At 58.9% G+C, this 15,100-nt stretch carries 14 protein-coding genes; all 14 read left to right on the top strand.

Annotated elements, in window-relative coordinates; genetic code table 11:
* The first annotated feature begins 78 nt into the window (after positions 1-78).
* A complete protein-coding gene (gene argC / locus CORAM0001_RS09745) occupies positions 79-1,119 on the top strand; it encodes an N-acetyl-gamma-glutamyl-phosphate reductase (protein ID WP_208854665.1) in 1,041 nt (346 codons plus the stop codon).
* Positions 1,116-2,324, top strand: a complete 1,209-nt coding sequence (gene argJ / locus CORAM0001_RS09740; RefSeq protein WP_005511724.1) for a bifunctional glutamate N-acetyltransferase/amino-acid acetyltransferase ArgJ — start codon at positions 1,116-1,118, stop codon at positions 2,322-2,324. Before argC ends, argJ begins: the two co-directional genes overlap by 4 nt.
* A gap of 21 nt (positions 2,325-2,345) precedes the next feature.
* Positions 2,346-3,239: an acetylglutamate kinase gene (argB, locus tag CORAM0001_RS09735; protein ID WP_005511727.1), complete on the top strand. Its 894-nt coding sequence runs from the start codon at positions 2,346-2,348 to the stop codon at positions 3,237-3,239.
* Between the two features lie 56 nt (positions 3,240-3,295).
* Positions 3,296-4,501 carry an acetylornithine transaminase gene (locus tag CORAM0001_RS11445; protein ID WP_005511712.1) on the top strand — a complete coding sequence of 402 codons (1,206 nt, stop codon included), beginning with the start codon at positions 3,296-3,298 and terminating at the stop codon, positions 4,499-4,501.
* A gap of 6 nt (positions 4,502-4,507) precedes the next feature.
* Complete coding sequence (gene argF / locus CORAM0001_RS11440; RefSeq protein WP_005511735.1) at positions 4,508-5,449, top strand: ornithine carbamoyltransferase; 942 nt, start codon at positions 4,508-4,510, stop codon at positions 5,447-5,449.
* A 4-nt stretch (positions 5,450-5,453) separates the two neighbouring features.
* Positions 5,454-5,936, top strand: a complete 483-nt coding sequence (locus CORAM0001_RS09720; protein WP_005511719.1) for an arginine repressor — start codon at positions 5,454-5,456, stop codon at positions 5,934-5,936.
* Between the two features lie 49 nt (positions 5,937-5,985).
* Positions 5,986-7,185 (top strand): argininosuccinate synthase, encoded by a 1,200-nt coding sequence (locus tag CORAM0001_RS09715; RefSeq protein WP_005511734.1) that lies wholly within the window; start codon positions 5,986-5,988, stop codon positions 7,183-7,185.
* A gap of 45 nt (positions 7,186-7,230) precedes the next feature.
* Positions 7,231-8,670 (top strand): argininosuccinate lyase, encoded by a 1,440-nt coding sequence (gene argH, locus CORAM0001_RS09710; protein ID WP_005511718.1) that lies wholly within the window; start codon positions 7,231-7,233, stop codon positions 8,668-8,670.
* A 355-nt stretch (positions 8,671-9,025) separates the two neighbouring features.
* Complete coding sequence (locus CORAM0001_RS09705; RefSeq protein WP_005511725.1) at positions 9,026-10,177, top strand: hypothetical protein; 1,152 nt, start codon at positions 9,026-9,028, stop codon at positions 10,175-10,177.
* A gap of 42 nt (positions 10,178-10,219) precedes the next feature.
* Positions 10,220-11,815 carry a VWA domain-containing protein gene (locus CORAM0001_RS09700; RefSeq protein WP_040361885.1) on the top strand — a complete coding sequence of 532 codons (1,596 nt, stop codon included), beginning with the start codon at positions 10,220-10,222 and terminating at the stop codon, positions 11,813-11,815.
* On the top strand, positions 11,802-12,461 hold the full coding sequence (locus CORAM0001_RS09695; RefSeq protein ID WP_005511720.1) for a hypothetical protein: 660 nt from the start codon (positions 11,802-11,804) through the stop codon (positions 12,459-12,461). Before CORAM0001_RS09700 ends, CORAM0001_RS09695 begins: the two co-directional genes overlap by 14 nt.
* The gene (locus CORAM0001_RS09690; RefSeq protein WP_005511714.1) at positions 12,451-12,624 is read left to right on the top strand and encodes a Trm112 family protein; all 174 of its coding nucleotides are present in this window, start codon (positions 12,451-12,453) and stop codon (positions 12,622-12,624) included. The genes CORAM0001_RS09695 and CORAM0001_RS09690 overlap by 11 nt, the downstream gene beginning before the upstream one ends.
* Positions 12,625-13,275, top strand: a complete 651-nt coding sequence (locus CORAM0001_RS09685) for a DNA-3-methyladenine glycosylase (RefSeq protein WP_005511715.1) — start codon at positions 12,625-12,627, stop codon at positions 13,273-13,275.
* 39 nt (positions 13,276-13,314) lie between these two features.
* Complete coding sequence (gene tyrS, locus CORAM0001_RS09680) at positions 13,315-14,592, top strand: tyrosine--tRNA ligase (protein ID WP_040361883.1); 1,278 nt, start codon at positions 13,315-13,317, stop codon at positions 14,590-14,592.
* Positions 14,593-15,100 lie beyond the last annotated feature (508 nt).

Raw genomic sequence — 15,100 nt, 5'->3', positions numbered from 1 at the left:
CGGTAAAATTCCAGCACTTTGGCAACGAATTCTATGAATATCTTGCAACACAGTGAATAAAAGTGTTGAATGTTTGGCATGAGTATTTCCGTTGCCATTGCCGGTGCGACCGGTTACGCAGGAGGAGAGATCCTCCGCCTCCTGTTGTCGCACCCGGCGTATCTTTCCGGCGAACTGACCATCGGCGCACTAACAGGAGCATCCAACGCGGGTGCTCGTGTGGGCGACATTATGCCTCATGTGGCGCCTTTGGCTGACCGCCGTATTGAGCCGACTAATGGTGACACACTCGCTGGGCATGACGTGGTGTTCCTCGGTCTGCCCCACGGTCATTCGGCTGCGATTGCAGAGCAGTTAGGGGATGACACGGTGATTATTGACTGCGGCGCGGATTTCCGCCTGCAGGATGCCGCTGAGTGGGAGCACTACTACGGCTCGGAGCACGCCGGTACCTGGACTTACGGTATTCCAGAGCTGCCGGGCAACAGGGAAGTAGTGGCTGCTTCCAAGCGCATTGCTGTGCCGGGGTGTTTCCCCACTGGCGGTACTATTACGGCACTGCCGGCAGTTGCAAAGGGCCTGGTCAAGCCGGATCTGTCCGTTGTTTCCGTCACCGGTACCTCCGGTGCGGGCAAGAAGGCAGCTGTGCCCCTGCTCGGGTCCGAGGTTATGGGCAATCTCCGCGCCTACAACACCGCAGGCAAGCACCGCCACACCGCGGAGTTCCTGCAAAACCTCAAGCCGTACGCAGAGGATCTCACCGTCAGCTTCACGCCCGTACTCGCCCCAACGTCGCGCGGCATTCTCACCACTATCACCGCCCCGCTTGTCGACGGGGTGACGGAGGCAGCCGCACGGGAGGCCTACCTCGAGTTCTACAAGGGTGAGCCGTTTGTACAGGTGTTGGCCGAAGGGCTGCAGCCGCAGACGCAGTCGGTAATTGGCTCTAACTTGGTTCAGATTCAGGTTGAGGTAGATGAACGCGCCAAGCGCCTGGTATTGACCTCGGCGATTGACAATCTGACAAAGGGCACCGGTGGTGCCGCAGTTCAGTGCATGAATTTGGTTACTGGACAGAATGAAACTGCAGGACTTCCATTGGTAGGAGTTGCCCCATGATGAAGGAAGAAAAAGAAGGTCTCGTCAACGTCGCTGGTGACGAAGGCGGCGTATGTGCACCTCAGGGGTTCGCGGCCAGTGGTGTCATTGCAGGCATCAAGGTCAGCGGAAACCCGGACATGGCGCTCATCGTAAACCAGGGGCCGGAGAAGACCGCCGCGGCTGTCTTTACCACCAACCGTGTCCAGGCTGCGCCGGTGACGGTTTCCAAGAAGCACATCGCTGACGGCAAGCTGTCAGCTGTGGTGCTGAACTCCGGCAACGCCAATGCCTGCAATGGTCAGCCGGGTATTGCCGACGCCCTCGAAGTCTGCCAGAAGGTCGCAGATGAGCTCGGCGTCGATGTTACCGAGATTGGTACCTGTTCCACCGGCTTGATTGGTGACCGGTTGCCGATGGACATTGTGCTGGCAGGTGTGCCGAAGCTTTGTGAGAATCTGGGCAGCGATGCCGCCGCAGGTACGGCTGCAGCAGAAGCCATCTTGACCACTGACTTGGTGGCAAAGCAGGCCGTTGCGCATGGTGACGGATTCACTGTCGGCGCTATGGGCAAGGGTGTTGGCATGATTAGCCCGTCGATGGCCACAATGCTCGGTGTGATTACGACGGATGCGTCGGTAAGCGCAGAAATGGCGCACGAGGCTATTGCCAAGGCTAGCGAGGTTACGTTTAACCGCCTAGATATTGATGGCTCCACCTCCACCAATGACACCGTCATCATCTTGGCTAACGGTGCCTCTGGTGTGAAGCCCTCGCAGGAGGAGCTCGACCAGGCAGTGCTCAGCGTGTGTGATTCCATCGCACGCCAGATGCAGTCGGACGCCGAAGGCGTGACCAAGCGTGTGTCCGTGACCGTGCGTGGCACCGGTGGCGCGGAAGATGCCCTGGTAGCTGCTCGAATTATCGGCCGCGACAACCTCTTCAAGTGTGCGATGTTCGGTTCGGACCCGAACTGGGGTCGTGTGCTGGCGGCTGTCGGTACCGCGCCGGTGGATATGGATCCGGAGCACATCACGGTTTCCTTCAATGGTCACGTGGTCTGTCGCGATACCGGTGGCACGCCTGATGCTCGTGAAGTGGATCTGTCCGGCAAGGACATTGCCGTTGAGGTTGACCTCGGTACTGGTAATCCGGAAGAAGCCACGATTCGTACGACGGACCTTTCCCACGACTACGTTCACATCAACTCGGCATATTCGTCGTAAAGGTTTTGAGGAGACTCTGCAATGGTTCACCAGTTGACCGAAGGGCTGTCCTTCGAACAGCGGGCACATGTGCTGGCGGAAGCACTGCCTTGGCTGCAGCACCACCGTGACAAGATTGTGGTGGTCAAGTATGGCGGTAACGCGATGACCGACCTGAAACTGAAGAAAGCCTTCGCGCAGGACATGGTTTTCCTGCGCACCGTGGGTGTGAAGCCGGTGGTTGTCCACGGTGGCGGCCCCCAGATTTCGTCGATGCTCAAGCGCCTGGGGCTGGAGGGAGAGTTCCGAGGCGGTTTCCGTGTCACGACTCCGGAGGTCATGGAAATTGTCCGCATGGTGCTCTTCGGGCAGGTCGGCCGCGAACTGGTGAACCTCATCAACGCTTACGGCCCCTATGCAGTGGGTACCTCTGGTGAGGACGGTGGTCTGTTCACCGGTACTCGACGCACGGTAAACGTCGGTGGCAAGGAAACAGATATCGGGTTGGTTGGCAATATCACCGAGGTGCACTCGGAAACGCTATTGGACCTGATTGATGCCGGACGTATTCCGGTGGTCTCCACGATTGCGCCGTCCGCTGACGGCAAAGAGGTCTACAACATCAACGCCGACACGGCAGCAGGTGCACTGGCATCGGCAATTAACGCGAACCGTTTGGTGATTCTGACTAATGTCGAGGGTCTCTACACGGATTGGCCGAACCGCGATTCGCTGGTGTCGAAGATTTCAACTTCGCACCTGCGAGAAATCCTCCCGACGCTGGATTCCGGAATGATTCCGAAGATGGAGTCCTGCCTGAACGCAGTGGATCAGGGAGTGCCTGCGGCCCACGTTATCGACGGCCGCCAGCCACACTCGGTGCTGCTGGAGCTGATGACTTCCGGCGGTATCGGCACAATGGTAGAGCCCGGATAAGGCAGAAAAGACTGACAAGAATTTAGCTACACACGTTAGGTAGGTCGAAATACGACATGAGCGACTTCAAGCAGCAGTGGCAACACACGATGATGAACAATTACGGCACGCCGCGCATTGAGCTTGTGCAGGGTAAGGGCGCTATTGTCACGGATTCCGAGGGCAAGGAATACCTGGACCTGCTCGCCGGTATTGCAGTCAACGCGCTGGGTCACGCACATCCGGCCATCGTGGAAGCTGTGTCCAAGCAGATTTCCACGATGGGGCACGTGTCCAACATCTTCGCCTCTGAGCCTCCGCTGGCACTGGGCGAGAAGCTCATTGAGCTAACCGGCTGGGACACTGATGACACCCGAGTTATGTTCTGCAACTCCGGAACCGAGGCCAATGAGGCCGCGTTCAAGCTGGCACGTTTGACGGGGCGCAATCGCATAATCGCGACCCACCACGGGTTCCACGGCCGCACCATGGGCGCACTTGCCATGACCGGTCAGCCGGACAAGCGCACCCCGTTTGAACCGATGCCGGGCGGAGTCGAGTTCGTGCCCTACGGTGACATTGACTTCCTCACCAAGACCATTGAATCCGATCCGTTGGGTGTCGCTGCGGTGATTCTGGAACCAATTCAGGGTGAGACCGGCGTGGTCGCACCGCCAGAGGGGTACCTCGCTGCCGTCCGCGAACTGACCAAGCGCTTCGACGTTCTCATGATCGTCGACGAAGTACAGACCGGCATTGGCCGTACCGGCCAGTGGTTTGCCCACCAGCACGATGGCATCGTGCCGGATGTTATGACCCTGGCCAAGGGGCTCGGCGGCGGCCTGCCGCTGGGTGCTGTCATCGCCAACGGCCGCGCAGCGGAACTGTTCACTCCTGGTGCACACGGCACCACCTTTGGCGGCAACCCGGTCTGTGCTGCTGCCGGCCTGGCCGTCATCGAGACACTTGAAGAAGAAAAGCTGCTCAATCGAGTCACCGAGAAGGGCAAGGTCCTGGCTCGCAAGCTCGCGTCGTTAAGCCATGTTGATCACGTGCGTGGTCGCGGCTTCATGCTTGGGCTGGTGCTGTGCGAGAACCTGGCGAAGGAAGCGGTTAACGCCGGTTATGAGCGTGGTGTCATTCTGAACGCGCCGCAGGCGAATGTACTGCGTATCGTGCCGCCGCTGAACCTCAGTGATGAGGAAGTCAACCGCGCCGTCGAGTTGATTGATGCCTGCCTGAACGACGCCGCCGAGGCTGTCGCCAACAATGGAAGGAATTAGGAACTGATGCTCCGTCATTTTCTCGCCGATGATGACCTGACTCCACAGGAGCAGGCTGAGGTGCTGCAGTTGGCTGCAGAGCTGAAGGCAGCACCGTACTCTCGCCGGCCCTTTGAGGGGCCGCAGTCGGTTGCGGTGCTGTTCGACAAGACGTCGACTCGTACCCGTTTCTCCTTCGACGCTGGCATTGCGGCTCTGGGCGGCAACGCGATTGTGGTCGAAACCGGAAACTCGCAGATGGGCAAGGGCGAAACCTACCAGGACACTGCTGCTGTGCTCAGCCGCTTTGTCTCGGCAATCGTCTGGCGCACCTACGCGCAGTCAGGGCTGGAGGCCATGTCTGAGACCGCGACGGTGCCGATTGTCAACGCGCTTTCCGACGAGTTCCACCCGTGCCAGATTCTCGCTGACCTGCAGACCATCATCGAGCGCAAGTGCCCGGAAGAAGGCCAGGCGGGACTGCGTGACAAGAAGGCTGTCTACTTCGGCGATGGAGCCAACAACATGGCCAACTCCTACCTCGTGGGCTTCGCCACCGCAGGCCTGGACGTTACCATCTGCGCACCGGAGGACTTCCAGCCGGAACAGGACTACGTAGACCGCGCCAAGAAGGTTGCGGAACAGACCGGTGCGGCCGTGTCCGTGACCGCGGACGTCGATGAGGCCATTGCTGGTGCCGACGTTGTCATCACCGATACCTGGGTCAGCATGGGCCAGGAGAACGACGGCCTGGATCGTCGTACTCCGTTCCTGCCGTACCAGGTCAACGCTGAGCTGATGGCGAAGGCAAATGAGGATGCCATCTTCCTGCACTGCCTGCCGGCATATCGCGGCAACGAAGTTACTGCCGAGGTCATCGATGGCCCGCAGTCGGTAGTCTTCGACGAGGCGGAAAACCGCATGCACGCTCAGAAGGCGTTGCTGACCTGGCTGGTGGAGAGGCAGTAAGGTCATGACCGCAGCACAACCAGGTTCTCGCACAGCTCGGCAGACGCGCATCGCTGACCTGCTGGCGCAGCATCACGTGTCCAGTCAGGTTCAGCTCGTCGAGCTGCTTGCCGACGAAGGCATCGAGATTGCGCAGGCGACGTTGTCCAGAGACCTCGATGAGCTGGGCGCCCGAAAGATTCGCGATGGAGCCAACGGTTCGCGTTATTCCATCGTCGAAGATGCACTCGCTGTCTCCAGCGGGGCAGTGGCCAGGATGCGGCGCGTTTTAGACGAGCTGCTGGTCTCCATTGATCATTCGGGCACCATCGCGGTTGTGCGTACACCACCGGGAGCCGCACAGTATCTAGCCAGTGTGATTGACCGTGCGGGACTCAAAGAAATCGTTGGCACAATTGCGGGAGATGACACCGTAATGTGCCTGGCTAGAGAACCACTTTCCGGCGCAGACCTAGCCCAGCGTCTAGCCGCCGGAACGAACCAGTAAACTATTCCACGAAATGCTTTAAAGCACCGATTAAAGGAGCGCTTACCCTATGACCAACCGGGTTATTCTTGCTTACTCTGGTGGCCTCGATACCACCGTTGCTATTCCGTACCTCAAGGAAATGACCGACGGCGAGGTCGTCGCAGTTTCTATCGATGTCGGACAGGGCGGCGAGGACATGGAGTCCGTGCGTCAGCGCGCTCTGGACGCCGGCGCTGTCGAAGCTGTCGTTGTCGACGCTAAGGATGAATTCGCCGAGGAGTACTGCCTGCCGACCATTAAGGCAAATGGTCTCTACATGAAGCAGTATCCGCTGGTTTCTGCACTGTCGCGCCCGCTGATTGTTAAGCACATGGCGAAGGCTGCAGAGGAGTTCGGTGGCACTCACGTCGCACACGGCTGCACCGGTAAGGGCAATGACCAGGTCCGTTTCGAGGTTGGTTTCGCCAACACCGCACCGGATCTGAAGATTATTGCACCGGCTCGTGACTTCGCTTGGACCCGCGACAAGGCAATTGCCTTCGCTGAGGAAAAGGGTCTGCCAATTGAGCAGTCCAAGTCGTCCCCGTTCTCCATTGACCAGAACCTCTTCGGTCGCGCCATTGAGACCGGCTACTTGGAGGACCTGTGGAACGCACCGACCAAGGATGTCTACGCGTACACCGAGGACCCGACCCTGAACTTCAGCTCCCCGGACGAGGTCATCATCTCCTTCGAGGACGGTAAGCCGACTGCCATCGACGGCAAGAAGGTTTCCGTGCTCGAGGCCATCGAAGAGATGAACCGCCGCGCTGGTGCTCAGGGCATTGGCCGTCTGGACATGGTTGAAGACCGCCTGGTCGGCATTAAGTCCCGCGAGATCTACGAGGCTCCAGGCGCAATTGCCATCATGGCTGCACACGCAGCACTCGAGGATGTCACCGTTGAGCGTGAGCTGGCCCGTTACAAGCGCCAGGTCGAGGGCGAGTGGGCAAACCTGGTCTACGACGGCCTGTGGTTCTCGCCACTGAAGCGCGCGCTGGATGCCTTCATTGAGGAGTCCCAGAAGGGCGTTTCCGGTGACATCCGCATGGTCATGCACGCAGGTCACTGCAACGTCAACGGTCGCCGCTCGAACACTTCGCTGTACGACTTCAACCTGGCTACCTACGACGAGGGCGACTCCTTCGACCAGACCCTGGCTCGCGGTTTTGTCGAGCTGCACGGCCTGTCGTCGAAGATGGCCGCAAAGCGCGACTTCAACCTGTAAAGATTCTCCAGAGCGACTAGAGCGAAAGGCCTATTGGAAAAGACGATGGTCGAAAAGCACGGTACCAACGAAGGCTCCCTGTGGGGCGGCCGCTTTGCCGGTGGCCCGTCCGAGGCGATGGCCGCATTGAGCAAGTCCACCCATTTTGACTGGGTGCTCGCGCCTTACGACGTTCTTGCGTCCAAGGCGCACGCCCGAGTTCTGCATGCCCGTGGGCTGCTCAGCGATGCCGACTTTGACACCATGATTGAAGGCCTTAATCAGCTCGGTCGCGACGTTGCCTCCGGCGAGTTTGGTCCAGAGCCGACGGATGAGGACGTCCACGGTGCTATGGAGCGCGGTCTGATTGATTGCGTCGGCCCGGAGGTCGGTGGTCGCCTGCGCGCTGGTCGTTCCCGCAATGACCAGGTGGCAACCTTGTTCCGCATGTGGCTGCGCGATGCCGTGCGCGGCGTTGCACTGGATGTCACGGACCTGGTCGGCGCCCTGGTCGCTCAGTCCAAGGCACACCCGAATGCCATCATGCCGGGCAAGACTCACTCTCAGGCGGCTCAGCCGGTGCTGCTGGCGCACCAGTTGCTGGCACATGCGCATCCGCTGCTGCGTGATCTCGACCGTATCCGCGATCTCGACCGTCGTTTGGCTGTATCCCCGTACGGCTCTGGCGCGCTGGCAGGATCCTCGCTGCACTTGGATCCGGAGGCCATCGCCGAGGAGCTCGGCTTCGACTCTGCCACGGACAACTCCATTGACGGCACCTCTTCGCGTGACTTCGCCTCTGAGGCGGCTTTCGTCTTCGCCCAGATTGCCGTGGACATGTCTCGTCTGGCAGAGGAAATCATCTACTGGGCCACCCCTGAGTACGGCTACGTGACTCTGGCTGATGCCTGGTCGACTGGTTCGTCCATCATGCCGCAGAAGAAGAACCCGGACGTGGCAGAGCTGACTCGCGGTAAGACCGGTCGTCTGATTGGTAATCTCGCAGGGCTCATGGCCACGCTGAAGGCTCAGCCGCTGGCTTACAACCGTGACCTCCAGGAGGACAAGGAGCCTCTGGTGGACTCGGTCGAGCAGCTGACCCTGCTGCTGCCGGCATTGACCGGTCTGGTGGCAACGCTGACCTTCCACGAGGATCGTCTGCGCGAGCTCGCTCCGGCAGGCTACACCCTGGCCACTGACCTGGCTGAATGGCTGGTCCGCGAAGGCGTACCTTTCCGTGATGCTCACGAGGCATCCGGCCAGTGCGTCCGCATCGCAGAGTCCAAGGGCGGTATCGGTCTGGACGAGCTTTCCGACGAGGACCTCGCCGGTGTCCACCCGGCACTGACTCCGAAGGTCCGCGAAGTGCTTACTATCGACGGCGCTGTCGATTCCCGCGACACCCGTGGTGGCACTGCGGGTGTCCGTGTTGCAGAGCAGCTCGCCCGCGTTGACGAGAAGAACACTGAGCTAAAGCAGTGGGCTGAAAAGCCGGTTCGCGGCTAAAGCTGGTAAAGCGGCTAGCTCAGCTAGCGCGGCCAATTAATCGGTGTGCGGTCAATCGATCGCACGCCGATTTTTTTACGTGAAACTGTGCGAGTTTATGACACTTTCAGGCCATTTTTCAGGCCATTTTTGTCATAACCGCAGTCACTAACTCGGATCGGCCCGACGTCGCCAGTAAACCCGTAATACCAGCGTGCCCCCGAAGTGACGCAGATTACTGATTATTTCTATATCTGTTGCCAGGTTTGACCAGGTCTCTTACTATAATTTCATGGCGGAAAGTAAGCGGTCGAGCGGTGGAAATCGCAGCTCACGAGATAAAAATAAAAATCAGAGTGGTAGCAAGAAAGGGTGTATGGGCCCGGGGGCAATTCTTGCAGTCATTTTGATTGTCATCGCGGCTGTTGCAGTCTATGTCGGTCGTGGCGGTAGTGTTCCAGGTTTTTCTGGTGGCAGCTCCGGAGGAAGCCGTGAATTCTTCGGTGGTGAAAAGACCGTCGTCAAGGCGATTGTTGGCTCTGAGAAGAAGCCCTTCTTCGAAGACAAAGAGGTCCAAAAGGCTCTTGCCTCCCACGGCTATGCGGTGGAAGTAAAGACGGCGGGTTCGCGTCGGATGGCCACGGATGTGAATCTGGATTCCTTCGACATGGCGTTTCCATCATCGGCCCCTGCAGCGGAGAAGATTGCTGAGAAGATGAGCGGTGCTGAGCGGTACGACGTCTTCTACACCCCGATGGCAATCGCTACTTTCGACAACATCTTGCAGGCGCTGGAACGGGAAAATGTAGCCCGGAAACAGGGCACGACGTGGCAGGTAGATATGGCAGCACTGGCCACGATGCAGCACGACAATGTCCGCTGGCGTGACTTCGCGGAGAATGACTACCCGTCGCCACGCACGGTGCAGATGTCCACGACTGACATCCGTTCGTCAAACTCGGCCGCGATGTACTTATCGCTCATGTCTTGGATTACCAATGAAGGCCGGATTGTGTCCGACAATGGGCAGGTCAATGCGGTCTTGCCGGAGCTGACCCCGCTGTTCACAGGCCAGGGGTACACGGAGTCTTCATCGGCTGGGCCATTCTCGGACTACCTCTCGCAGGGCGTCGGTTCGAAGCCAATGGTGATGGTCTACGAGTCGCAATTCCTGGGGGAGGGTGGTGCCCAGAACAGTCGATTGAAGCCGGAAATGCGCCTGGCATATCCATCGCCGACGATTCTGAGCACTCACGTGGCATTGGGCTTTAACGACAACGGTGCTGCGGTCGCAAGGCTTCTCGCAGAAGACCCTGAGCTTCAGAAGCTGGCAGCTAAGCACGGCTACCGATCCAGCCAGCCTGAGGCGATGGAGGAGTTCCAGACACAATTGAAGACGGGGCAGGAGGTCTCCACCGATTTTGTGGACTCCATTGACCCACCGAGTTTCGATATCCTCGAGCAGCTCATTGAGGGTGTCTCCCGCGGATACCAGGGCCCGCCGAGGCCGGAAACGGAAGAGGGGTAAAGCAGAATGTTTATGTACAAGGCACCAACTACCCTCCGCAAAATGCTTCTTGCCCTCGTCGGTGTGCTCGGCATCTTCACTGTCGCGGCCTGCTCCGACGGTGGCCTGAACCTGTCGTTGGGCTCCGACGATGAGAAGACGAACAAGGTCAATGTCGATTCGGACCTCAAGGGCTCGACTATGCGCATCGCCGGGGCCACGGAGCTTGCAGAGCTACAGCCGTTGATGCAAAAGGCTTCCGACGACCTCGGTTTTACTATTAACCTCGAGCTTCTCGACGGCACTGTGAAGAACAGCCACGCACTTGTCGACGGTGACTTCGACAACCAATTTGATGCCACCTGGTTTGCTACCAACCGGTACGTTGATTTACTCGGCGGGGCTGACAAGCTCGGTGAAGCCAAGAAAGTCGCCACTTCACCGGTCGCATTTGGCATCCATTCGCCCAAGGCTCGGGAACTCGGTTGGGATACCAAGCAGCCGACGTGGGGTGAGATCGCGGAGGCTGCGTCGTCAGGAAAATTGACCTACGGCATGACCAACCCCACGGAATCGAACTCGGGCTTTTCCGGTGTGGTGTCGGTTGCGACCGCGTTCGCCGACACCGGATCGGCGCTGACTACGGGGGATATCAACCGCACCACGCCTGAACTGCAGAAGTTCTTCGAGGGGCAGAAGATGACTTCGGGTTCGTCGGGGTGGCTGCGCGATAAATTCCTGGGCGAGCCGGACTCCGTCGACGCTCTCATCAACTATGAAGCTGTGCTGCAGCAGATGAATAAAGAGGGCGCTGACCTGGAAGTTGTTGTGCCGAGCGACGGTGTCATCAGTGCGGATTACCCGCTGACGCCACTAGCTCAGCCTGCTAACGACTTCGCCGCGCGGCAGACGGAAGCACTCGGACAGTGGCTGGAGGCAAACTCACAGGTTCTCGCCGACCACTTCCTGCGCCCGGTCTCCGATGAAGCCAACCTGCCGGAAAGCATGACCAACAGCGTCATTATCGAGCTGCCGTTCCCGGGCGATCGCGCTGTCACGGATCGTCTCATTGAGGCGTACGACAATGACCTGCGCGTGCCCGGCGAGTCGGTCTTTGTTCTCGACACCTCCGGCTCAATGTTCGGTGACCGCATCGCGGACTTGCAGGCGACGATGCGCGCCATCGTCGACGGCAGCGCGCGCACCGAGACGGGAAGTGTGGGGTTGCGAAACCGGGAGATCGCGACGATTCTGCCGTTTAGCACGAGCGTCGGCGAGCCCACGACAACGACAATCGACGGTCCGGAATCGCGTGCGCAACTCACCGCCGCCGTCGATGGTCTGTACGCAGAGGGCGAGACGGCGCTTTACGACGCCCTGATCCAGGCCTTCGACCTTCTCGGCAGCTCGGATAAGAACTCGATTCCATCCATCGTGGTTCTGACCGATGGACAGGTAACATCGGGCAAGACTTTTTCTGAATTCCGCGATTTTTACCAGTCCAAGGGCGGAAATCTGCCGCCGGTATTCGTCATCCGTTATGGCGAGGCGGATCCGGGAGAAATGCAGGAACTTGCGAACCTGACTGGTGGTAAGGTCTTTGAATCCCGTGAGACCGAGCTTGCTGATGTGTTCAAGGAGATTCGTGGCTACCAGTAAATCCTCCGGCACTTCCTCCGGCACTTCCTCTGGCGGTGGCTTTCTTAACAGCCCCGCCAACATTGTCGGGCTCGTCCTTGCCATCTCAGTAGTGGTGCTGCACCTGGTTGTGGGGCTTGGTTTCCTGTGGCCGGTTGTTGCAATTGCCGCGTGGGGCGTGTCGGTTGCTTTGTTGCCGAGGCAGAGCAAAGAGGCTCAGAAGTCCGTTAGCTCGGCGCCGAAGCCTGAGGTCCCACAGCGTCGCCCGCTCAATCCAGCTGAGCTGCGTAGGAAACTCCACCGGACTTTGGGCAGGCTTTTCGATGCCCAGCCTGGCGACAATCTTGGCAATGCCGCAAATGACCTGGGTGCGACGTTGGAATCTGTCCTGAGCGAGTGGAAGTACCTCAAAGATTATCCCGAGCAGAAGGTAGTCATCGGCGGCATTATCCAGGAGTACTTGCCGCAGACGGTCAACTCCTACCTCGCAGTCCCGGAGCGTCTGCGTCACAAGGCCGAGAATCCGGCTCGGGAGTCCATCGAGCTGCTGCATTCCGCGGTGCAGAAGATTCAGGATGCCATCGGCCAGGACAACCTGATTGCTTTGGAAGGTCAGCGTGACACCCTGGCAATTCAGTTCGGTAAGGTAGTGGACTATGAGCCTTGATCCGAAACTCCTTGATATCCTCGCTTGCCCGCGTGACAAGGGGCCGCTTGAATACCTCGAAGACGAGCAGGTGCTGGTCAATCCTCGCCTGAAGATCGCCTACCGCATCGACGAAGGCATTCCGGTCATGCTTTCCGACGAAGCTATCGCCTGGGACAAGTAATTGCCTTTCCCGCTTCCCGACGGCTACAGCGCCCTCGACCGCTCTGCGCTATCGGGAGCGCCCATTGAGGCTGCGCAGATGCTGCTCGGGTGCGCAATTGTCATCCCCGCTGAGGATGTCATCGCCACCATCACGGAGGTCGAGGCCTACGGCGGTCCAGCTGACCAGCGCTATCCCGACCCGGCCGCGCACTGCTTTATGGGGCCAACCGAACGCAATCGCGCCATGTTTGGCCCGGCGGGGCATTGGTATATCTACCGCTCCTATGGCATCCACTTTTGTGCCAACATCACTAGCGCTACGGACGGCACGGGCGGGGGAGTATTAGTCCGTTCCGTTCGCATTGAGCAGGGCATGGATGCGGTGCGTCGTCGCCGTGGTGAAAAGCCCGCGGTTGCGGGTCTCGGACGTGGTCCGGGCAATGTTGGTCAGGCGCTTGGCCTTGACCTAAGCGACTATGGGGCAGATGCGCTGGATCCGTCGTCACGCGTGTTTGTGGCGCAGCAGGAGACCGCCGATTTAGTTAGCGACATCCACGCAGGCCCGCGCGTGGGCGTTCGCCGAGCTGCGAATAGGCCGTGGCGGCTGTGGCTTCCGGACGATTCAGTCTCAGCCTATCGGCGCCACAAGAAGGCGGTTGAGGAGTTCTAGGTCACCCTCGCGGTGAACGTCGGCAAGCGAAACGTTACGATGGAGGACGTGACTGAACAGAACATTATCGACGAACTACAGTGGCGTGGCCTGATTAATCAGTCCACCGATGTTGACGCGCTGCGCGAGGCGTGCGAAAACCCCATTACTCTGTATTGCGGTTTTGATCCAACGGGCGATTCGCTGCACGCGGGCCACCTGGTTCCGATGATTATGTTGCGTCGTTTCCAGCTGGCCGGTCACCACCCAATTGCGCTGGCAGGTGGCGCTACGGGCTTCATCGGCGATCCGCGTGATGTCGGTGAACGTTCGATGCTCAGCCAGGACGCCATTGAGCATAACCTGGAGGCCATCAAGGGCCAGCTGCGTCGTTTTATTGACTTTGAGGGCGAGGCCCCGGCGACGATGGTCAATAATGCGGACTGGACTATGAACATGTCCGTCATTGACTTCCTTCGTGATGTCGGCAAGAACTTCTCCCTCAACACCATGCTCGACCGCGACACTGTGAAGCGCCGCCTCGAGTCCGACGGCATCTCCTACACCGAGTTTTCCTACATGCTGCTGCAGTCCAACGACTACGTGCAGCTGCGCCGTAACTACGATTGCGTGCTGCAGATTGGCGGTGGCGATCAGTGGGGCAACATCGTCTCTGGTGTCGACTTGAACAGGCGTATCGACGGCGCCAAGGTGCACGGCCTGACCGTGCCGCTGGTGACCGATGCGCAGGGGCAGAAGTTCGGTAAGTCCACCGGTGGTGGCAAGCTGTGGCTGGATGCTGAAAAGACTTCGCCGTACTCCTGGTACCAGTACTTCCTCAATGCCGGTGACTCGGTTGTTATCGACTACCTGCGTTGGTTCACCTTCCTGACTCAGGAGGAGATTGCGGAGTACGAGGTCGCTGTTGCGGAGCGTCCGTTCAAGCGTGAAGCGCAGCGCCGCCTTGCTCAGGAGATGACGAACCTGGTCCACGGCGAAGAGGCCACCAAGGCTGTTGAGCTGGCAGCGCAGGCACTGTTTGGTCGCGCTGAGCTGACCGAACTGGACGAGACCACTCTGGCGGGTGCGGTCTCTGAGACCGAGGTTGCGGAGATTGCCGAAGGCGAGCCGCGTACTGCTGTTGACCTTCTCGTTGCTGCGGGGCTTGCTAAGTCGAAGGGCGAAGCACGCCGCACCATTAAGGAAGGTGGCGCGTACGCCAATAACCAGCGCATCGAGGACGAAGCATGGGAGCCGGCTGCCGAGGACCTGCTGCATGGCAAGTGGATTGTGCTGCGTCGCGGTAAGAAGAACTTCGCTGGTGTGAAGTTCGTGTAGGCGCTGGTTGGTCTCCGTACAGGTGCGTTGTTGGCCTCTAGATCAATTGGTGTTTATGCAGCTTGATTCTTTTTAGGTAGCTGGGCTAAGGCTCCGGGCAAGCTAGGAGAATGATGATTTCAGAATCATTGACTCCTGGTCAGTCCGGAGTCTTGGTTGTTTTAGGGGAGCGTAGAAACCGGAGCCAAGGTGGTAGTGATGAGCGAAAGCTACCGACTTTCGTTAAGGGGAGGGGGGCTTATGGTCTTTGGGGAATCGCTCTACTGCACAGGCAAAACGCTAGTTCGCATCTATCTACCTGGGGTTTTGTGTCTTTGGGTGAGGTGTGTGTAATGTATTCGGAGGTCAGCGCGACAGGGCGATGTGATCGCTTGTTGTGGTGATGTGGGGGAAATGTTTTCGTGCGGTTAGCCGCTGGGAGTCATTGGTTTGACTTTCTGGTTAATTGTTTGTTAATGTTTTTTCTCGCTGCTCATGGAGTGGTTGCCCTGGTTTGGGTGGTTGTTTT

The organism is Corynebacterium amycolatum SK46 (genome assembly GCF_000173655.1).
Lineage (GTDB): Bacteria > Actinomycetota > Actinomycetes > Mycobacteriales > Mycobacteriaceae > Corynebacterium > Corynebacterium amycolatum_A.
The sequence above is the reverse complement of the archived record's forward strand: the minus strand, read 5'-3'. Positions and strand labels throughout refer to the sequence as shown.